We start from the raw sequence: 18803 nt of genomic DNA on the forward strand, positions 1-18803 counted from the left end.
AGCGGCCCGGCCGCGACGGTGGCCGCGATCGCGGCGAACCTGACGGCGAACCAGTCGGCCGCGCCTGCCGCGCCGGCCGACGTGCCGATGACGCCGTCGGCCGCCGCCGCGCATCATCTGAACAACGACGACGCCGACATCGACCTGCCGAGCCTACCCGCCCACGAGGCGGCGGCCGGCCGGCGCACCTGGCGTCCGGGCCCCGGCGCCGCGCCCGCGGCAGGCGGCGAGGCCGATTCGATGTACGAGCGCTCGAAGCTGAACCCGGTGCTCACGTTCGACAACTTCGTGACCGGCAAGGCGAACCAGCTCGCGCGCGCGGCCGCGATCCAGGTCGCGGACAACCCCGGCATCTCGTACAACCCGCTGTTCCTGTACGGCGGCGTCGGCCTCGGCAAGACGCACCTGATCCACGCGATCGGCAACCAGCTGCTGCTCGACAAGCCCGGCGCGCGGATCCGCTACATCCACGCGGAGCAATACGTGTCGGACGTCGTGAAGGCGTACCAGCGCAAGGCGTTCGACGATTTCAAGCGCTACTACCACTCGCTCGACCTGCTGCTGATCGACGACATCCAGTTCTTCTCGGGCAAGTCGCGCACGCAGGAGGAATTCTTCTACGCGTTCGAGGCGCTCGTCGCGAACAAGGCGCAGGTGATCATCACCAGCGATACGTATCCGAAGGAGATTTCGGGGATCGACGATCGCCTGATCTCGCGCTTCGATTCCGGGCTGACCGTCGCGATCGAGCCGCCCGAGCTCGAGATGCGCGTCGCGATCCTGATGCGCAAGGCGCAGTCCGAAGGCGTGAACCTGTCGGAAGACGTCGCGTTCTTCGTCGCGAAGCATCTGCGCTCGAACGTGCGCGAGCTCGAGGGCGCGCTGCGCAAGATCCTCGCGTATTCGAAGTTCCACGGCCGCGAGATCTCGATCGAGCTGACCAAGGAAGCGCTGAAGGATCTGCTGACCGTGCAGAACCGGCAGATTTCGGTCGAGAACATCCAGAAGACCGTCGCCGACTTCTACAACATCAAGGTCGCCGACATGTATTCGAAGAAGCGTCCGGCGAACATCGCGCGGCCGCGGCAGATCGCGATGTATCTGGCGAAGGAACTGACGCAAAAGAGCCTGCCCGAGATCGGCGAGCTGTTCGGCGGACGCGATCACACGACCGTGCTGCACGCGGTGCGCAAGATCGCCGACGAACGCAGCAAGGACGCGCAGCTGAACCACGAACTGCACGTGCTGGAGCAGACGCTGAAGGGTTGAGCGCGCCGCGCACTTGAGAATCATGAGTCCGCCCCAATTTAGGAGGGGCGATTCGGTTTTGAGGCACAATACAGGTTTGACCGCCCCGGCGTCGGCGGGCAATACGTCCGGCCGCGGGGCGCTGCGAGGCTGCTGCGCTGCAGGCCGTCATCTCAACGAAGGAACTCTATGCAACTGGTCAAGACCGAACGAGACACCCTCCTCAGGCCGCTGCAAACGGTCAGCGGCATCGTCGAGCGCCGCCACACGTTGCCGATCCTCGCCAACCTGCTGATCACGAAGAACGGCCCGGACGTTTCTTTCCTGTCGACCGACCTGGAGCTGCAGATCACGACGCGCGCCGATTTCGGCGTCGGCAGCGACCAGGTGGCCACCACCGTCGCGGCCCGCAAGCTGCTCGACATCCTGCGCGCGATGCCCGACGGCCAGGTCACGCTGTCGCTCGCGGACAAGCGCCTCACCGTTCAGTCGGGCAAGAGCCGCTTCGCACTGCAGACGCTCGCGGCCGACGAGTTCCCGACCGTCGCGCAGGCGAAGGATTTCGGCGCGAGCCTGACCGTCCCGCAGAAGTCGTTCCGCCAGCTGCTCGGCATGGTGCACTTCGCGATGGCGCAGCAGGACATCCGCTACTACCTGAACGGCATGCTGCTCGTCGTCGACGGCGATCAGCTGATGGCCGTGGCCACCGACGGCCACCGCCTCGCGTTATCGTCGATGAAGATCGACGGCGGCACGTTCGGGCGCCAGGAAGTGATCGTTCCGCGCAAGACCATTCTCGAGCTGCAGCGCCTGCTCGAAGACATCGACGACACCGTCACGATCGACATCGCCCAGACGCAGGCGAAGTTCACGTTCGGCCAGGTCGAGTTGGTGTCGAAGCTCGTCGAGGGCAAGTTCCCCGACTTCCAGCGCGTGATTCCGAAGGCGCACAAGAACACGTTCCAGATCGGCCGCGAGGAACTGCAGCGTTCGCTGCAACGTGCGGCGATCCTGACCTCGGACAAGTTCAAGGGCGTGCGCTGCATCGTCGCGCCCGGTCAGCTGAAGATCATGTCGACCAACGCCGATCAGGAAGAGGCGCAGGAAGAACTGGAAATCGCGTATCAGGGCGATACGGTCGACATCGGCTTCAACGTCACGTATCTGCTCGACGTGCTCGCGAACCTGAAGGTCGACACCGTGCAGGTGAGCCTCGGCGACGCGAGCTCGAGCGCACTGATCACCGTGCCCGAGAACGACGAGTTCAAGTATGTCGTGATGCCGATGCGCATCTGACGCGCGCGACACACGACACATTCCAGGGGGCGGCAAGCCCCTTTGGCGTTTTTATGGCGATTCGACAACCCCTCCTTCCCGCGCCGGGCCGGCGCCCTGGAGGGGCCAGGAAAACTGGAGCGGCCCGGCGTTTCCTCGCGGAAACGCACAGCGCCGCCGCTTGAGTGGCCTCGCAGAACCGGAAGATATCCATGAGTGAACAGCACAATTCGCAGCCCGATAACAGCAGCTACGGCGCCTCGTCGATCCAGATCCTCGAGGGTCTGGAGGCGGTGCGCAAGCGCCCCGGGATGTACATCGGCGACACGTCGGACGGCACCGGTCTGCACCACCTCGTCTTCGAGGTGCTCGACAACTCGATCGACGAAGCGTTGGCCGGGTACTGCAACGACATCCACGTGACGATTCACGCCGACAACTCGATTTCCGTCGTCGACAACGGCCGCGGGATTCCGACCGACGTGAAGATGAACGACAAGCACGAACCGAAGCGCAGCGCCGCCGAGATCGTGATGACCGAGCTGCACGCGGGCGGCAAGTTCGACCAGAACAGCTACAAGGTGTCGGGCGGGCTGCACGGCGTCGGCGTGTCGTGCGTGAACGCGCTGTCGAGCTGGCTGCGCCTCACCGTGCGCCGCAACGGCAAGAAGCACTTCATGGAGTTCCATCGCGGCGTCGCGCAGGATCGCGTGATCGAAGTCGTCGACGGCGAGGAAGTGTCGCCGATGCAGGTGATCGGCGATACCGAGAACCGCGGCACCGAAGTGCACTTCATGGCCGATCCGACGATCTTCGGCACCGTCGAGTACCACTACGACATCCTCGCGAAGCGGATGCGCGAGCTCTCGTTCCTGAACAACGGCGTGCGGATCCGCCTGACCGACCTGCGTTCGGGCAAGGAAGACGATTTCGCGTTCGCCGGCGGCGTGAAGGGCTTCGTCGAGTACATCAACAAGACGAAGAGCAACCTGCACCCGACGATCTTCCACGTGATCGGCGAGAAGGACGGCGTGGGCGTCGAAGTCGCGATGCAGTGGAACGACAGCTACAACGAGAACGTGCTGTGCTTCACGAACAACATTCCGCAGCGCGACGGCGGCACGCACCTGACCGGCCTGCGCGCCGCGATGACGCGCGTGATCAACAAGTACATCGCCGATAACGAAATCGCGAAGAAGGCGAAGGTCGAGACGACCGGCGACGACATGCGCGAAGGCTTGTCGTGCGTGCTCTCCGTGAAGGTGCCGGAGCCGAAGTTCAGCTCGCAGACGAAGGACAAGCTCGTGTCGTCGGAAGTGCGTGCGCCGGTCGAGGAAGTCGTCGCGAAGGCGCTCGAGGAGTTCCTGCTCGAAACGCCGAACGACGCGAAGATCATCTGCGGGAAGATCGTCGAGGCTGCGCGCGCGCGCGATGCCGCGCGCAAGGCGCGCGAGATGACGCGCCGCAAGGGCGTGCTCGACGGCGTCGGGCTGCCGGGCAAGCTCGCGGACTGCCAGGAGAAGGATCCGGCGAAGTCGGAAATCTACATCGTCGAGGGCGACTCGGCGGGCGGCTCGGCGAAGCAAGGCCGCGACCGCAAGTTCCAGGCGATCCTGCCGCTGCGCGGCAAGGTGCTGAACGTCGAGAAGGCGCGCTACGACAAGCTGCTGTCGTCGGAGCAGATCGTCACGCTCGTGACCGCGCTCGGCTGCGGCATCGGCAAGGACGACTACAACCTCGACAAGCTGCGCTATCACCGGATCATCATCATGACCGACGCGGACGTCGACGGTGCGCACATCCGCACGCTGCTGCTCACGTTCTTCTACCGTCAGATGCCGGAGATGATCGAGCGCGGGTATGTGTATATCGCGCAGCCGCCGCTGTACAAGGTGAAGGCCGGCAAGGACGAGCGCTATCTGAAGGACGATGCGGAGCTGAACGCGCACATGCTGCGGCTCGCGCTGCAGGGTTCGGAACTGCTGCCGAGCGAGAACGCGACGCCGATCACCGGCGATGCGCTCGGCGAGCTCGCGCGGTCGTATCTGATGTCGCAGAGCGTGATCGAGCGGCTGAGCCGCCTGTACGACCCGGCGGCGCTCGAGGCGATCATGGATGGCGTTTCGATCGATCTGTCGAGCGAGGCGTCGACGGAGGCGTCGGCGAAGGCGCTGCACGCGGCTCTGCATGACGACACGCTGAAGAACGAAGTGCGTGTGGTGCCGGCTTACGATCCGGTGCGCGAACTGCGGTCGCTGCGCGTCGAGCGTGCGCATCACGGCAACGTGCGCGTTTCCGTGATCGACGAGGAGTTCCAGCACACGGCGGATTATCAGCAGCTTGTGAATACGGCCAAGACGTTCGAAGGGCTGATTCAGGCCGGCGCGGTGATCAAGCGCGGCGAGCGCAGCATGGCCGTGACGGACTTCAAGAACGCGATGAAGTGGCTGCTCGCGGATGCGGAGCGGAATGTTTCGAAGCAGCGGTATAAGGGGTTGGGCGAGATGAACCCCGAGCAGCTGTGGGAAACGACGATGGATCCGAATGTGCGACGGTTGCTGCGTGTGCAGATCGAGGATGCGATCGCGGCGGACGGGATCTTTACGACGCTGATGGGGGATGAGGTGGAGCCGCGGCGGGCGTTTATCGAGTCTAATGCGTTGAGGGCGGGGAATATTGATGTTTGAGGTAAAAATGTAAATGCCCTCACAACTTAATCGTTATAGACCCATAAACTGATAAGTGCGTGGGTCTTCTTTTTATAGTCAGATTCATACACGAAACGGAGAACTGCTCGGAGAACTCCGCGACAGGTACGGCGGCGGCCGGCCTATTTGGCTCGAGATTAAGATGAATGCCATCTTCATAGTAAACCGCGCCATGGTTGACAGGGGAGATTGGCGCAAGATCGCTAATTGACCAGTCATATGAAATACATAGCACCAGCGATGACAATACTCTTCGAAGTCAATTCAAGATATCAAGCGATTTTCAACAGATCGCATATATAGGCCCGCCGCAAAATAACCGAGTACTGTAATGCCACAATAGAACCTCTTGCCATATGCCTATTCTGCTTATTATCATACGAAGCCGACGCTCGCCTAGAAAACATAGCAAAAATGCATGTGCGTGACTTCTCTGATCAATTGTCTTTCTTGGAAGCACCACCATCGCATTTCTCGGATTGCTCTACTTTAGCATCGCCCTTCTAAGTGCAATATCGGCGTATATAACTGACGTGGCATCATTGCACAATCGCTCCGGCCTATCGTGGCAACCGTTATACTCAGCATGCTTGTTATCGCTATCCCTGTCGCAAGAGCCAAGGTTTGGCGAGGCTTGCAACTTCCTGAACTCGCTTTTTGCGTACCGAAGCCTTTATGCGAGAAGCTGGCGCTTCAAAGAAAATACGCCGTCGAAAGTTTCGCAGCATTCGCACGCTTCGAATTAGCCGTTCAAGTGCTCGGCTTCTCGTATGCAAGGATCTGCGCTGAAATCTTAAAGATCTATCTGAGCCTTTTCCTATCGAAATAATGCTCAAATATGTATCTCGACAGCAATTACGCTGCTTTTAGCGACTTCTATTGACTAGCAACTGTTCCGATACGATATCCCTACAGGACACTGCACAGCGCAGATAAATAGCACCGAAACTGGATCGCCGACGGCCATACGGCGGCTGTAGCGCAGAGTGCGCGGCGCTCTTTCGGCGTATCTCTGCGGCCGACGGTCCAGAAGTCTCGTGAGATTTCTCAACCTGCGAACGATGTGAGGACCGATCGCGCGAACGCGCCCCTAGAAAATTCAAAGTCAATACTGTATATTTATACACGTTCCGATCGTGTGTAAGGGCTGCGTCGGAGGGCACAAGCGGCTCGACGACATGCACATTGATAGGTATACTTTTGCAGGAACAAGCTGAATCTTTGAGGGTACGACGCGCATGAGAACTAGGTCAGCATCAACCGCTTTCGGTAACGTCGCAGAAACAGAATGCATCCGCCATCACGCCGACGCGCGCCACATCCCCCTTGCGGATGCTTCTGTAGATTTGGTTGTTACGTCGCCCCCATATTGGAAAAAACGCGACTACGGCTTCGCAGGTCAGATTGGCCAAGAGGCCACACCGAACGAGTATGTTGCGACAATGGTCGACTGTATGCGGGAATGGAGGAGAGTTCTTAAGCGTACTGGCTCCGTATTCATCAACGTCGGTGATACGTACACTGCGCGCACACTTGCGGGAATTCCTGCTCGTCTCGAAGCAGCGGCGATAGACGATGGATGGATTGTCCGAAATCGAATTATTTGGACTAAAGATAGTGGCATGCCTGAACCGGCAAAAAACCGCCTTGCCAACCGTCACGAGTACATCATTCATTTTGTAAGATCGCAAAAATATTACTATGACTTGGTTGGCTACTCTGAGGCTGTTGGTAATGGAGCCAACCCAGGCGACGTTTGGAATATTCCTCTTAAGCGCAACATGGGCGATCATTTAGCCCCGTTCCCCGATGAAATTGTCCGGAGAGCTATTCTTTTGGCGTGTCCCCGGGCGTATTGTCCAGTGTGTGGTCATATTCCGGAGCGAGTACTTGAGCGTACGGCCAATCTAGATCCGAATCGACCGCAGGCAAAACGTGCAATGGAAATTGCCGAAACTGCAGGGTTAACCAAAGAGCACATTGCTGCAATTCAAGCCACTGGTATCTCCGATGCTGGTAAAGCACTAAAGGTGCAAACAGGCACCGGGAGAAATTCGCCCCAAGTACAAAAACTCGCTGCCGAGGCAAAAGCCGTGCTGGGCGGATATTTTCGCGAATTCACCTTTGCGAAGAAAGAAACCGTTGGTTGGACGACCTGCACTTGCAGCGTGCCGCTCAATCCGGGCGTGGTTCTTGATCCATTCATGGGGACAGGAACAAGTCTCGCAGTAGCAAATAGCATGGGACGAACTGCAATAGGTATTGATCTGGCTCCCCAAACAGATGATCATGTCTGGGGCCAACAAACAGCACAGCTAGATCATGTCCAACCCGATTCACAACCTGTGGCAGTTAAACGAAAGCGCAGTACGCGCGTCGCTGGATTTGCTTTGCAAGACTAGAATTCATCCAGCTTTTGCCGGCTATCTATGCCTCAAGCATGCCTCCCGCTCCGCGGGCGCAGTGTCTGGACTGCGCCCCAACTTTCGAAATTTCTTCGACACATTCCTAGCTGTTCCGGGTGGCCCACTCAGGAAGCCTTACGTTATGCCATTCGGCGAGCAAGGGCAAAGCTTAGCTACGGTGTGGTTCAATTCGAACGTTGCGGGATCGTATGCGCCGTCGTCTATCCGCTCGCAGTCGCCAATGAGGCAAGTGAGCGCGTTCTCTGGTGAGAGACGAAGTGTCGAATTCAGTCTGATCGCAAATCACTCCGACGGCGCGAAAACTTATATGCTTTTCGGCGGTACTGTTTCTGCTGCCGCCCTTGCCGTATTTCTCTATCGAGATTATTCGTTTCGGGGCGAAAATCCATCGCTTTCCGATATAGTTTCAATATTTCGAGACGAGTTCGGTTACCGAGAAAATAGAAGTGACGAGGCTTCCCAGTACAAGCAGATTTTTGACGAGTCCGGGCTGGATCGTTACTCTGCGCAATTATTCGTCAATATCTAAGGCCAGGAATAATGTTAGAAAAGCTTGAAAAAATAAGAGCACTCGATGCCACATCTCTGCACATCCCCATGGCATCGGCTGATACATCGGATAATACTCCTGGAATCCAAACACCGAGAATAAAAACGACCGATGAGCTAAGCGATGCTCCGTTAGCAATGGTCGAAGAAGACGATCCGATCTATATCCGAGTTCGAGAGTTGCTAGAAGACGGTTTCGCGGGCGTTATTTTTACTGGACCACCTGGCACCGGAAAGAGCCGCGCTGCGCAACGCATCGCAGCTCGTCTTGTTGACGGCGAGCGCTCGCGTGCATTTTTTATTCAGTTTCATCCCGCATTCCAATACGAAGATTTCATCGAGGCATACATTCCGACAGAGCAAGGTGGCTTCGCGCTTACGGATAAAACGTTTCTACTCGCATGCTACGAAGCAAATAATACCGACGAACTCATCGTTTTGGTCATTGACGAACTTAGTCGAACCGATGTAATTCGCGCTTTCGGAGAGGCGTTGACCTATATCGAATCATCAAAGCGCGGACTCACTTTTACCTTAGCTTCCGGCCGCGAGGCTACTGTGCCGAAGAATTTAATAATTCTCGCCACAATGAATCCTTGGGATAGGGGTGTAGAAGAGCTGGATTTGGCTTTTGAACGCCGTTTCGCGAAAATTTCAATGGAGCCAGACGTAGGGGCTTTGAACTCTCTTCTTCGCGGCTCGACCCTATCTGAGGAACGAAGGTTACGGTTGGAACGATTTTTTCTCATATTACAACGCCACTCCAATCCGTTATGTAGGTTAGGCCACGCGTATTTTCAGACAGTAAAGGATGATGTGTCTCTCCATCGGTTGTGGGAAAATCAGCTTTCCTTCCATTTTGAGCGTGTCCTGAGGCGAAGTCCTGACGAATTAAATGCCATTAAGACGGCATGGTCAAATATATTTTCTGAATGAATATGTCCCGCGTCCAACCGCTAATCATTCACGAGTATGAGCTCATTGATGTCGACCCATCGATTTACATGGAGGGTCCTCGACTCTCCGTCTATCCGGAAGTGCTTGAGCGCGACTATATAAGTGTCAGATGGAAGAAAGGTGTTCCGATGTTCTATGCTGGTGGATATGTCGGAATTATTCCTATAAATGAACGACTGACGCTTGACGTTCGACCGAAAGTCCCTCTAAACAATCTAGAGCGGATTGTTAAGCTTGCTAACCATTCGCCGTTCGAATTGTCCGGACTGGAACGCGACTACGCCAGCCACCACGAAGCATCTGAACCGATAGAGGATTTCCTTGTTGATTTGTTCGCCGACAAAATAGACGATATTGTGGGTAATGGCTTGCTAAGAAAATACGAGAGAAAGGAGGGGGTTGGCAATTTTCCAAAGGGCAGGATAGCTTTTACAAAAACGATGAAATACCAAGCGCAAGGTACGCCACGCTTGGCTTATTCGTGGGACGAGCGCCATATCGATACGATCCACAATCGCTTCTTGAAACGTGCGCTCTTGATGTGTTTGGAAACCGACAGTGCAAGGCGATCTAAGAAAAGACACGCCAAAATTACTCGATTGCTCGAATACTTTGCACGAGTTAGTGAGTTAGACGAATTTTCAGATTTGAAATATGAATCGTTTTCGGATATTCCCGACACGCGAACATATTACTGGCCGGCACTATCGCTTGCCAACTTAATTGTCCGAAATAATTATCTGGGACTCTCGTCTAGAGAACGTGTCACTACGGCGAACTCACTATTACTGGACCTCGACGTCGCGTTCGAATCGTATATCAGATGTATTCTTATGCGACTAAACCGATCAACACAGCATATACGTGTCTTTGATGGAAACATTGGAGGAAGTGAGGGCAGAAGAAAGAATTTACTTAATCGCTCATCACTCCCGTCCCAAATCGACGAAATCGTCACAGCAACTCCAGATATAGTAATCGAGATATACGCTCCGCCCCGTGTAACGAGCAATATTGTTCTCGATATGAAATATAAAAACAAAAGATCGATTGCGGATAGAGAAGATCTAAATCAGCTAATTTCTTACGCTGCCTCCTACAGTTCGTGCGCTGGCTTGTTCATTTTCCCCGCACGCAGTACGAATCAACGCGGCTTGCAATGTATAGGAACCGTGGCTGACATCCCTATTTTTCAATATTTTATTGATCTCGGCTCGTCAAACATAATAGAAGAAGAAAATCTTCTTATAAAAACCATTACTGAAATCTCCGATCAATGTAACGATCTTCTCAATTCCAGAATATTGCGCTTTAGAGACACACGTCTCGCAGTTTGACCGCCGCGAAATCACAGTCTTGGAGTGACACATCGAGTCAAATCGGAAATCATTGATATTTTAGAACGCCGAATGCGATATGCTCTTTTCGTTCACAGATGACCATTTGCTTGTATGCTGTTCGGCTAATCGGTACGTTGAAGTACCGTCAGACGCGTCATCTCCCTTAAACTAGACGAGCAGCTAAAAAGCGCGGGCCGCATAGGCTGCCACCCATACGACCCGCTAACCACCACCAACTCAACACAGGAGTCGGAAATGGCTAACGCCAATCATAAGTCACGCCCAAAGAAGCGCAAAGAACGCGACCTGAGCACCGTAGTCGCGATGCTCCTTCGCAGCACCCCTGACCGTCCCAAGCGAGGCTGGCCGTACATGCCTTGGATGAGCGTCGTCGATATGCACATGAAGCTGTTCGGCTTCAAACCGGGCGACCGGGTATATCTCGACGTCAACCACGTGACGCGAAAAATCACCATCACGCCGGACTACAGCGAGCTGGCACTGCGAGAGCAGCCATATCATCAGCCGGGCGGAAAGAGCCCGTTTGCGCGGTAAAAAGCAAGGGCCGCGCAAAGCGGCCCTTATCGTTCGATTGCCTGACCCGGCGTTCAGCAGCTTTCCACGCGCCCTTCCCCGGCCCGCACATCATCGCCGGCGCTCAACGCCCCACCGTCATCAACCGTCACAGCAGCAAAGCGCAATCTGCCGCGCGTCACCTCCCCACCATCGCCCTAAGCACCCCATCCCTCCGAATCAACCCGTGATAAAGCGCCGCGCCAAAATGCGCGAGGAACGTCAGAAAGAACAGATAAGCGAGCACGCGATGCGCGACCCTGAGCCACGCGAACGTCACCGGATTCGCGGCAACGATCGCCGGCAGCTGCACGCCGCGGCCGAGCGTCACCGGATACCCGCCCGCCGACAGCATCGCCCATCCGATCAGCGGCATCGCGAACATCAACGCATACAGCACGACATGCGACCCATGCGCGGCAACCTTCTGCCACCACGGCAGATCCTCGGGCAACGCAGGCGGCTTCGACGAAAACCGCACGACGATCCGCACGCAAACCAGCACCAGCACGGCGATTCCGAGCGGCTTGTGCAACGCGACCAGAAAGTCGTGCCGCTCGGACACCGACGCCACCATTCCCACACCGACGAACAGCATCGTGAGCACCATCGCGGCCATCACCCAATGCAGCACGCGCGCCGGCAAACTAAAAGTCGTAGAAGCCTTCATCACCGTCCCTCCGCACTCAACCGCGCCGCGCCGGCCACGCCGGCCTCTTCACTCGTCCTGCGCAGATACGAATCCGCATAAGCAGCCGACCTCGCCGCCAGCAACGGATCGCCGGACACCTGAATCCCCCGCGGCAGCACCGTCGGGTCGTAATTCACGTCGCGGCACGGCCCGCTGTCCTGCGGCTCCACGTGATCGAGCACGAGCGTCCCCGCGTCGATCGTCGTGCGCTGCGCAGGCCAGACCTTCGTCGCGTCGTCCACCGGATCGCCAGGCTCGGCGAGCGTGACGAGCAGCTTCCACTTCTGCGCACCGTCCGCGATGCGCCGCGTCAGATCCTGCTCCAGCACGTTCGGATCCGCGGCGGTAGCGACGTCGCCGGCGCCGGCCGTCTGCTCCGGCACGACGCGCCACCGCACCGCGTGCCGCTGCCCGGCCGCGTCGACGAAGTAGAACGCGTTCAGCCCGTAATAACTCTCGGTGACGTAACTCGCGCTCGGCTTCGCACCCTTCACCCATTCGCGGAACGCGGCCGTCTCCGGATGCGCGGCAAAAAACGCCTTTACCTTCCCCGGATCGGGCTTGCCGGTCGCCGGGTCGGGTCGCGTCGCGAGCAATTGCGCGTAGAACGCCTGCGGCGTCGCGATCGGAAACACGGGCATCGCGTTCATCCCGGTGCGCCATTGCTCGCCATCGGGCGCCGTCAGCTTCAACGCGAGGCTGCGGATTGGCACGCTGCTGTCGGGTGCATACGGATTCCCGCCCGGCAACGCGAAGCGCCCGACCACAGGCGTGCGCACGGGCTTGAAGAACGGCGCGACGGAATACTGGCTCGCCGTGCCGTTGCCTTCGAAGTAGCCGGTCACGCAGACGCCCTTCGCGTGATTGCGCCGGAAGCCGGGATGCAGGCCGCCGGCGGTCTGCAGCGCGTCGACGAGCCGGTGCGGGGTCAGGCGCGCCGGCGCAAGCCAGCCGCCGACATAGCCGAACGCCAGCGCAGCGCCCGCGACGGCGCCGCCGATCGCGGCCCAGCGCCACCATCCGCGGCCGGGCTCGCGCGGCGGCGGCGAAGAAGAGGAAGATCGTTCCATGAATGCACTCCCGATCGTCAGATCATTGTCGAACGCGCGTAGGACGCCGGCCGCCCGCCTTTATTCCATGAAGAAATTTTTCGTATGCTGATGGAATAACGGACGTCGACCGGCGTCCTACGCGGCATCTCCACGTTTCCGGCAACGGTCCGGCCATGCCCTCAAACGCCCTCGACGACGACGCGTTACGCGAACTCATCCCTCGGCTGCGCCGCTTCGCGCTGTGGCTCGCGCGCGATGTGCATGCGGCCGACGATCTCGTGCAGTCGACGCTCGAGCGCGCGCTGTCGCGCTGGACGAGCCGTCGCGACGACGCGTCGCTGCGCAGCTGGCTGTTCACGATCCTCTACCGGCAGTTTCTCGACGGCAAACGCAGCGCGAAACGCTACGCGTGGCTGCTCGGCCGCATGCGCGACGACGAAGAGCCGCATTGGCCGTCCGCCGAGCGCGAAGTCGCCGCGCGTGCGACGCTCGAGGCGTTCGGCCGGCTGTCCGACGAGCAGCGCAGCCTGCTGCTGCTCGTCGCGGTCGAGGGCTTTACGTATCAGGAAGTCGCCGATCTGCTCGACGTGCCGATCGGCACGGTGATGTCGCGGCTGTCGCGCGCGCGTCAGGCGCTGCGTTTGCTTAGCGACGGCGAACTGCCGGCCCCTTCACTGCGGTTGATGAAATGAATCCGATCCGTCCCGACGAACACGATCTCCAGGCCTATGTCGACGGCCAGCTCGACGACGACGCACGCGCCGCGGTCGAGCGCTATCTCGCGCTGCACCCGGAGAGTGCGGAACAGGTGAAGCAATGGCAGCAGGATGCGCAGCGTCTGCGCGCCGCGCTCGAAAGCGTGCGGATGCCGGGCGAGAACCCGGCGCTCGATCCGGCCGCGATTCGCGCGCGACGCGCGGAACGCGCGCGGATGCGATTCGCGATGGCGGCCTCGTTCGTGTTCTGCGTCGGGCTCGGCACGTTCGGCGGATGGCAGGCGCGCGGGTGGAACGCGCAGCCGGCTGTCGCACCGATGAGCGATGCGCTCAACGCTTACCGGATGCTGGTGGTCAATCGGACGGCAAAGGTCGATTACCGGCCGACGGGTGCAAGCGATCTGCAACGGTGGCTCACCACGCGCGTCGGCACGTCGGCGAAGCTGCCGGATCTGAGCGCCGCGGGGTTCAGGCCGGTCGGCGGGCGGTTGTTCACGACGGACGTTGGCGCCACGTCCGCGATGGTGCTCTATGAGGACGATGCGGGGCGAACGCTGAGCTTCTATGTCCGGCCCGCGGAATCGTCGCGCCGGCTGCTGCCGGCCGGACAACGCGTGGACGGTGCGCTACTGGCGCGGTATGGATCGGTGAACGGGCTCAACTTCGCGGTGGTCGGGCCAGCGGATAGTCTCGAGGAGAAGGCCGTCGTGCGGGCGCTGGATCAGCAGACTTGAGCCAGGCGGGTCGGGGTGCGGCTGCGGGTGGATGCCGTTGTCAGGCTCGTCGGGTGTAGTCTTTCGGTGGCTTGAAAGCGCTCATATCGTCGATTCCGATGCACAGCGTTTGGGTTTGCTTTTGTGGTCGTTGTCCACACCGTGGAATCTTGGTGCGACGCGTACCACGTGAGCCGGATTTTCTTGTTCGGATCCACAGGGTTTGATGTCCTTTCGGATCGGGATATCCACATCCGTCCCGATGGTGGGCGCATCGCCGCTCGTCGAATCTTCTCAATTTCGACGCCCACAGTGCTTCGCGTGGCTTGGGAAGAGCATATCCACAACGCGCTCGCCTGTTTGGTTCACAGCGTTGCGACTGATGTGCGGCCCGGTTGTCCACATGGACGAGCGGCTACGCTACAAGGCTTTGCCTCTGCACGACACGCCGGCCCGTGGCAGCGCGAATCATCAAACCGTTGGTCCGGACCTACGCGACGATATCGCGGTTCGGCTGTGGCGCCTCAAGGAAATACTGCGATTCGTCGGGAATGTCGCCGTCCGTATATCGCTTGTCTTCCCATAACAGCCGCCAGTGTGTCTTGACGGGTAGTCCGAGGTCGTTATCCCTCAGCTTCGGTGCGCGGATGTCGCGAATGAAGTAATTGAAGCAGCCGTTGTTGCGCAAACGGCGATGGCCGATGGGCACGATGCCGAGCAACTTCTCTCGCTCGATGACTACGGGTTCCCAGATGCCGTCACAAGGCACCTTGTTGCCGGACTTGATTACCAGGCCGATAGCCTGCGGAACCGGCGGCAAGTCCCCCGGAAATACCGGATACGGAAGCGTGTAGAAGCCGTGATCGTATGCGTCCGGTGTCAGCAACAGCCCGACCGATCGCAGTTGCGCGAAGTCTCTATGTCCGGGCCCGAACGGCGCGTATTCCAGTTGGGCTTCCGATGCATGCAGCAGTTGGGCCAGCACATCGACCTTCGGCGGGTAGGGGAACGCCTGCGCACCGCGGTCCCAGTAATCGGGATGCGGGAAGAAATACGCGTTCAAATGGTTATACCGATCGATTGCGTATTGCAACGGCTCGCCGCGCTGCCAGACGAATCGGTTCCCGCGGGCTAACTCGGACAACCCTCGATCATAAGCGGCAAGGATCTCGGAAATGATCGACAAATTGTGCGGCGGTAGGGCTTCCGGATCATCTTCCGGCCATGTCTTTACCGCGTTCTCGTATTCGTTCGCGAAACGCGCAAACGCGTCACGCTTGCGCTTCCAGAGCGAAAAACTGGTCAGACGCTGAAGCAGCCAGAAGACTCTGCGCCTCGTCATGTCGTCTGTCATGTCGTATAGCTTGATTGTGTTCGTCATCGGACAAAGGGCGTCGACGGTTGCGGCGTTGGCCCGGATTCCAGCAGGTACTGTGATCCGTTTGGAACAATGCCCTCCCCATACCGCGTGTATTTCCCCGACAAACGCCAATACGTAGGCCCCAGCATCACGTTGAACGCGTCGACGTCAATAGCGCATGTCGGTATTACGAACGCGTCACCAGATGCCACGTTACCCAGTGCACCTTGAGTTCACCCAGGTTGTCCCTCACTAGCATGTCCGGCATCGCCGCACCGGCTTCGACCCGCACGGTTTTGCCGCCGTATTCGTCCGTTCGCCATTCGCCGGAGAGCGGGCAAATATCGCCGGTCCGAACCGGCGCGGCCATGTCGCGGCTCGGCTGCGGTGACGACGGCAGCTCGAGGAAGTACTGCGATTCGTCAGGGATGATACCGTCGGCGTATCGCTTGTCTTCCCACAACAGTCGCCAGTGTGTCTTGACGATCGCGCCCGTATCGTCATCTCTGACGTTCGGCGCATGAATGTCCCGAACGAAATAATTGAAGCAGCCGTTGTTGCGCAAACTGCGATTGCCGACCGGCACGACGCCCAGCAATTTCGATTGCTCGATAGCAACGGGTTCCCAGATGCCGTCGCAAGGCACCTTGTCGCCGGATTTGATCACTGGACCGACAGCTTCTGGAACCTCCGGCAGGTCGTCCGGAAATACCGGATACGGAAGCGTGTAGAAGCCGTGCTTGTATGTCTCGGGGGATAGCAGCAACCCTATCGAACTCAGTTGTGCGAGACAGTTATCCAAAGGTTCCGGTTCGAGCGGCGCGTACTCTACTTGGTACTCCGATGCATGGAGTAATTGGGCCAGCGCATCGACCTTCGGCGGGTATGGGGCAACCTGCGCACCGCGATCCCAGTAATCGGAGTGCGGAAAGAAATATGCGTTCAAATGGTTATACCGATCAATTGCGTATTCCAACGGCTCTCCCAGTTGCCAGACAAACCGATACCCGCGGGCGAGCTCGGATAGCCCTCGATCGTAAGCAGCGAGAATTTGAAAAATGGTTGGCAAATTGTCTGCCGGCATGGTCTCCGGATCGTCTTCCGGCCACGTCTTCACGGCGCTCTCGTACTCTTTCGCGAAAAGGGCAAACGCATCACGCTTGCGTTTCCAGAGCGAAAAACTGGTCAGCCGTTGAAGCAACCAGAAAACCCTGCGCCGCGTCGCGTCGTCCGTCATGTCGTACTGGCTGATCGTATTCATCATCGCTGACCTTCGTAATTCGCTGCTGATCGTGTCGTGGCGGTCACTTTGCTGTTAGTCGTTTTGGTTTGGATTTCGTCGCTCGCCAGCCGGCGCGTCTTTGTCGAGTATTGAATGTCGTCCTCGTACTTGCTGTAGCCGTAGACCTTCTCGACATTTTCCCAGTTCGTCTTGTGAAACTCGATCTTGACGCCATCAAACTCGCGCTGAACATGCAAGTCGGCACGTCCGGTGAAATTCGCAAATTGTTGCTTGATCTTGTTCCCTTCTGCGGTCACATATTCTGACAGTTTGCCGAAGTCGACGATCAATTGATCGCCGCCGCCCTCCAGATACTGCACCGGTATTGCCGTGCCGTACTGCTCGGCAATTTTTCCGGCCCACGCCTTGGCCATTGGTACACGCTCGCCGAAATCGTGTGGCAATTGCATGACGACGATGAACCCGTTGCCGTTCCAGGTGTCCAGCACCGCAGCAAGCCTGCGCCACTCCTCAGCCGTCTTCGGCGGTTCGCCTACCCCCCAAAATGCGGGGCTCCGCCCGCCCGCCGAACTGCCGCCCTTGTAAGGCGCGAGTTCGGACGGATTGCCGAACACGCGATATACCTTCTTGCCGGCAAGTTCCTTCGCAGTCAGCGCCTTGATCTCGCCGCTGAACGACGCAATATCGATAAACACATCTTTCTTGCCGAACAACGGCATTTTGCCTCTCGTAGCAAGGATATTCGGCCACCCTTCTGCAATTTTCGGACCGTATCTCGCCTTGAGCAGCGCTTCGACCTTACCGCCGTCAGCCAGACAGTCCGTCGACGGAAAACGACCCCGACGAATATCACGAGCCAGCCTGCGCTCCTGCAGATACGCTTCGACCTCACGCTCCAGTTTCGGCGCCCCACCCGTCGCGATTTCGTGCACCTCACCGCGATACACCATGTTCTGCAGCACCTTGAGCTTCGCGTTCAGCTCCTTGATCGCCTCCGGCACGATCTGGTCGGCCATGTCCTGGATCGCGTGGAAGCCGCTGCTGACACGCTCGAGGGCCGCCCGCCATTTGTCCGGCAACATTCGTCCGACGCGCGCCGCGAGCGAACGCTGAATGGCCACGCGGACCGTCGCGCAAAAATCCTTCAGCCTGGTAACGACCTGGGCCTGATACTTGGCGAGATCCAGGGCCTTGAGCCACTTCGGTGCGTCGCCATGCCCCATCCGGTTCAGGAATTGCACGACCGCCTTCAGCAACTCGGCATCTTTCGCGACATCTCCGGTGACTTTCAGCAGCAAACGCCCGACGCCTTTGATGACACCGCCCACCACCGGGATCAGCGCAAAGATCAGGACGACCAGCAACACGCGTTGCGTCGAATCGTTCCGCTTGACCGGATCCTGGCTCATACCGATGCTGACGGCCAACAGGTCCCGAACCGCAGTCGCATCGCCCACGAGCGGAATCATGCCGATCACGGCATCGACGATGATCTGGCTGATCGTCTGCTTTTCATTGAATGCGCCTTCGAGCGTTCCCCAGCACCATTGCCCGACTTCCAGCGACGTTGCCCTGAAATCCTCAATCGTCCAGCTCACGCTTACGCTCCCCCGTGCCTGTTAATGATTGAATCGATGTCGGCATCGGAAAGACGCTCTCCCTTGTAGTCGGGATTCGCGGTCGTATCCTTTCGCGCATACGCGCGCGCATCCGGCCCGAGTTCAACCTTGATCGCTCCCGCAGGCACGTCCTCCAGACGCATCCGCCCATGCGAATCGAGCACCCCTTCGCGCGTGCTGCCGTCGGGCAGCGTCGCAACATATTTGGCCCCTTGGACGGGTTCATCGTCGTGATACAGGTACTGCATCGCGGCCGCGTGTTTGGAAGTCGGCAGCGCAGGCAACGGATACTGCATGCTCGCGGGCCCCGCGAACGTATGCGACGCGCCCTTC

15 protein-coding genes and 1 pseudogene are annotated in these 18803 nt (G+C 58.6%); 10 read left to right on the forward strand and 6 right to left on the reverse strand.

Features of this window, described 5'->3' with window-relative positions:
* From dnaA to HMPREF3115_RS18265, 8 genes are all read left to right on the forward strand, one after another.
* Positions 1–1269, forward strand: a 1269-nt coding sequence (gene dnaA / locus HMPREF3115_RS18240) for a chromosomal replication initiator protein DnaA (RefSeq protein ID WP_070555526.1), incomplete at its 5' end; no start/stop codon positions are given.
* A 168-nt stretch (positions 1270–1437) separates the two neighbouring features.
* Positions 1438–2544 (forward strand): DNA polymerase III subunit beta, encoded by a 1107-nt coding sequence (dnaN, locus tag HMPREF3115_RS18245; protein WP_070555528.1) that lies wholly within the window; start codon positions 1438–1440, stop codon positions 2542–2544.
* A gap of 191 nt (positions 2545–2735) precedes the next feature.
* Positions 2736–5210, forward strand: coding sequence for a DNA topoisomerase (ATP-hydrolyzing) subunit B (gene gyrB / locus HMPREF3115_RS18250; protein ID WP_006401749.1), 2475 nt, complete (start codon positions 2736–2738; stop codon positions 5208–5210).
* Positions 5211–6469: 1259 nt separating this feature from the next.
* The gene (locus tag HMPREF3115_RS18255) at positions 6470–7633 is read left to right on the forward strand and encodes a DNA-methyltransferase (protein ID WP_070555530.1); all 1164 of its coding nucleotides are present in this window, start codon (positions 6470–6472) and stop codon (positions 7631–7633) included.
* Positions 7554–8186 carry a hypothetical protein gene (locus HMPREF3115_RS30985; protein WP_125902638.1) on the forward strand — a complete coding sequence of 211 codons (633 nt, stop codon included), beginning with the start codon at positions 7554–7556 and terminating at the stop codon, positions 8184–8186. The genes HMPREF3115_RS18255 and HMPREF3115_RS30985 overlap by 80 nt, the downstream gene beginning before the upstream one ends.
* Before the next feature lie 11 nt (positions 8187–8197).
* Positions 8198–9142: an McrB family protein gene (locus HMPREF3115_RS18260; RefSeq protein ID WP_070555532.1), complete on the forward strand. Its 945-nt coding sequence runs from the start codon at positions 8198–8200 to the stop codon at positions 9140–9142.
* 2 nt (positions 9143–9144) lie between these two features.
* Positions 9145–10500: a 5-methylcytosine restriction system specificity protein McrC gene (locus HMPREF3115_RS29560; RefSeq protein ID WP_083302240.1), complete on the forward strand. Its 1356-nt coding sequence runs from the start codon at positions 9145–9147 to the stop codon at positions 10498–10500.
* Between the two features lie 258 nt (positions 10501–10758).
* Positions 10759–11058, forward strand: coding sequence for a hypothetical protein (locus HMPREF3115_RS18265; RefSeq protein ID WP_035973228.1), 300 nt, complete (start codon positions 10759–10761; stop codon positions 11056–11058).
* 157 nt (positions 11059–11215) lie between these two features.
* Here HMPREF3115_RS18265 and HMPREF3115_RS18270 read toward each other — a convergent pair whose 3' ends face one another.
* Positions 11216–11746, reverse strand: a complete 531-nt coding sequence (locus tag HMPREF3115_RS18270) for a cytochrome b (protein WP_070555534.1) — start codon at positions 11744–11746, stop codon at positions 11216–11218.
* Positions 11746–12837, reverse strand: a complete 1092-nt coding sequence (locus HMPREF3115_RS18275; RefSeq protein WP_070555536.1) for a catalase family peroxidase — start codon at positions 12835–12837, stop codon at positions 11746–11748. The genes HMPREF3115_RS18270 and HMPREF3115_RS18275 overlap by 1 nt, the downstream gene beginning before the upstream one ends.
* Positions 12838–12992: 155 nt before the next feature.
* On the opposite strand from HMPREF3115_RS18275, the gene HMPREF3115_RS18280 reads away from it, so the two are divergent.
* Both HMPREF3115_RS18280 and HMPREF3115_RS18285 read left to right on the forward strand, forming a co-directional pair.
* Positions 12993–13511 (forward strand): sigma-70 family RNA polymerase sigma factor, encoded by a 519-nt coding sequence (locus tag HMPREF3115_RS18280; protein WP_006407263.1) that lies wholly within the window; start codon positions 12993–12995, stop codon positions 13509–13511.
* Entirely contained in the window at positions 13508–14269 is a 762-nt protein-coding gene (locus tag HMPREF3115_RS18285) for an anti-sigma factor family protein (RefSeq protein WP_006407264.1), read from the forward strand. Before HMPREF3115_RS18280 ends, HMPREF3115_RS18285 begins: the two co-directional genes overlap by 4 nt.
* 469 nt (positions 14270–14738) lie before the next feature.
* Here the strand turns inward: HMPREF3115_RS18285 and HMPREF3115_RS18290 are convergent, their stop codons facing one another.
* The 4 genes and pseudogenes from HMPREF3115_RS18290 to HMPREF3115_RS32545 form a co-directional block, all read right to left on the reverse strand.
* Positions 14739–15629 carry an Imm72 family immunity protein gene (locus tag HMPREF3115_RS18290; RefSeq protein ID WP_070555538.1) on the reverse strand — a complete coding sequence of 297 codons (891 nt, stop codon included), beginning with the start codon at positions 15627–15629 and terminating at the stop codon, positions 14739–14741.
* 166 nt (positions 15630–15795) lie between these two features.
* A complete protein-coding gene (locus tag HMPREF3115_RS18295) occupies positions 15796–16872 on the reverse strand; it encodes an Imm72 family immunity protein (protein WP_070555540.1) in 1077 nt (358 codons plus the stop codon).
* Entirely contained in the window at positions 16869–18449 is a 1581-nt protein-coding gene (locus HMPREF3115_RS18300) for a hypothetical protein (RefSeq protein ID WP_070555542.1), read from the reverse strand. The genes HMPREF3115_RS18295 and HMPREF3115_RS18300 overlap by 4 nt, the downstream gene beginning before the upstream one ends.
* Before the next feature lie 2 nt (positions 18450–18451).
* Positions 18452–18803 (reverse strand): annotated as a pseudogene (locus HMPREF3115_RS32545) (type VI secretion system tip protein VgrG); the annotation flags it as partial.

It is taken from the genome of Burkholderia sp. HMSC10F09, assembly GCF_001806955.1.
Taxonomy (GTDB): Bacteria; Pseudomonadota; Gammaproteobacteria; order Burkholderiales; family Burkholderiaceae; genus Burkholderia; species Burkholderia multivorans.

What these genes read in the sequence shown, in the direction of transcription:
- dnaN (WP_070555528.1), top strand. Translation starts at nt 1,438, where the DNA reads ATGCAACTGGTCAAGACCGAACGAGACACCCTCCTCAGGCCGCTGCAA.
- gyrB (WP_006401749.1), top strand. Translation starts at nt 2,736, where the DNA reads ATGAGTGAACAGCACAATTCGCAGCCCGATAACAGCAGCTACGGCGCC.
- HMPREF3115_RS18255 (WP_070555530.1), top strand. Translation starts at nt 6,470, where the DNA reads ATGAGAACTAGGTCAGCATCAACCGCTTTCGGTAACGTCGCAGAAACA.
- HMPREF3115_RS30985 (WP_125902638.1), top strand. Translation starts at nt 7,554, where the DNA reads ATGTCCAACCCGATTCACAACCTGTGGCAGTTAAACGAAAGCGCAGTA.
- HMPREF3115_RS18260 (WP_070555532.1), top strand. Translation starts at nt 8,198, where the DNA reads ATGTTAGAAAAGCTTGAAAAAATAAGAGCACTCGATGCCACATCTCTG.
- HMPREF3115_RS29560 (WP_083302240.1), top strand. Translation starts at nt 9,145, where the DNA reads ATGTCCCGCGTCCAACCGCTAATCATTCACGAGTATGAGCTCATTGAT.
- HMPREF3115_RS18265 (WP_035973228.1), top strand. Translation starts at nt 10,759, where the DNA reads ATGGCTAACGCCAATCATAAGTCACGCCCAAAGAAGCGCAAAGAACGC.
- HMPREF3115_RS18270 (WP_070555534.1), bottom strand. Translation starts at nt 11,746, where the DNA reads ATGAAGGCTTCTACGACTTTTAGTTTGCCGGCGCGCGTGCTGCATTGG.
- HMPREF3115_RS18275 (WP_070555536.1), bottom strand. Translation starts at nt 12,837, where the DNA reads ATGGAACGATCTTCCTCTTCTTCGCCGCCGCCGCGCGAGCCCGGCCGC.
- HMPREF3115_RS18280 (WP_006407263.1), top strand. Translation starts at nt 12,993, where the DNA reads ATGCCCTCAAACGCCCTCGACGACGACGCGTTACGCGAACTCATCCCT.
- HMPREF3115_RS18285 (WP_006407264.1), top strand. Translation starts at nt 13,508, where the DNA reads ATGAATCCGATCCGTCCCGACGAACACGATCTCCAGGCCTATGTCGAC.
- HMPREF3115_RS18290 (WP_070555538.1), bottom strand. Translation starts at nt 15,629, where the DNA reads ATGACGAACACAATCAAGCTATACGACATGACAGACGACATGACGAGG.
- HMPREF3115_RS18295 (WP_070555540.1), bottom strand. Translation starts at nt 16,872, where the DNA reads ATGATGAATACGATCAGCCAGTACGACATGACGGACGACGCGACGCGG.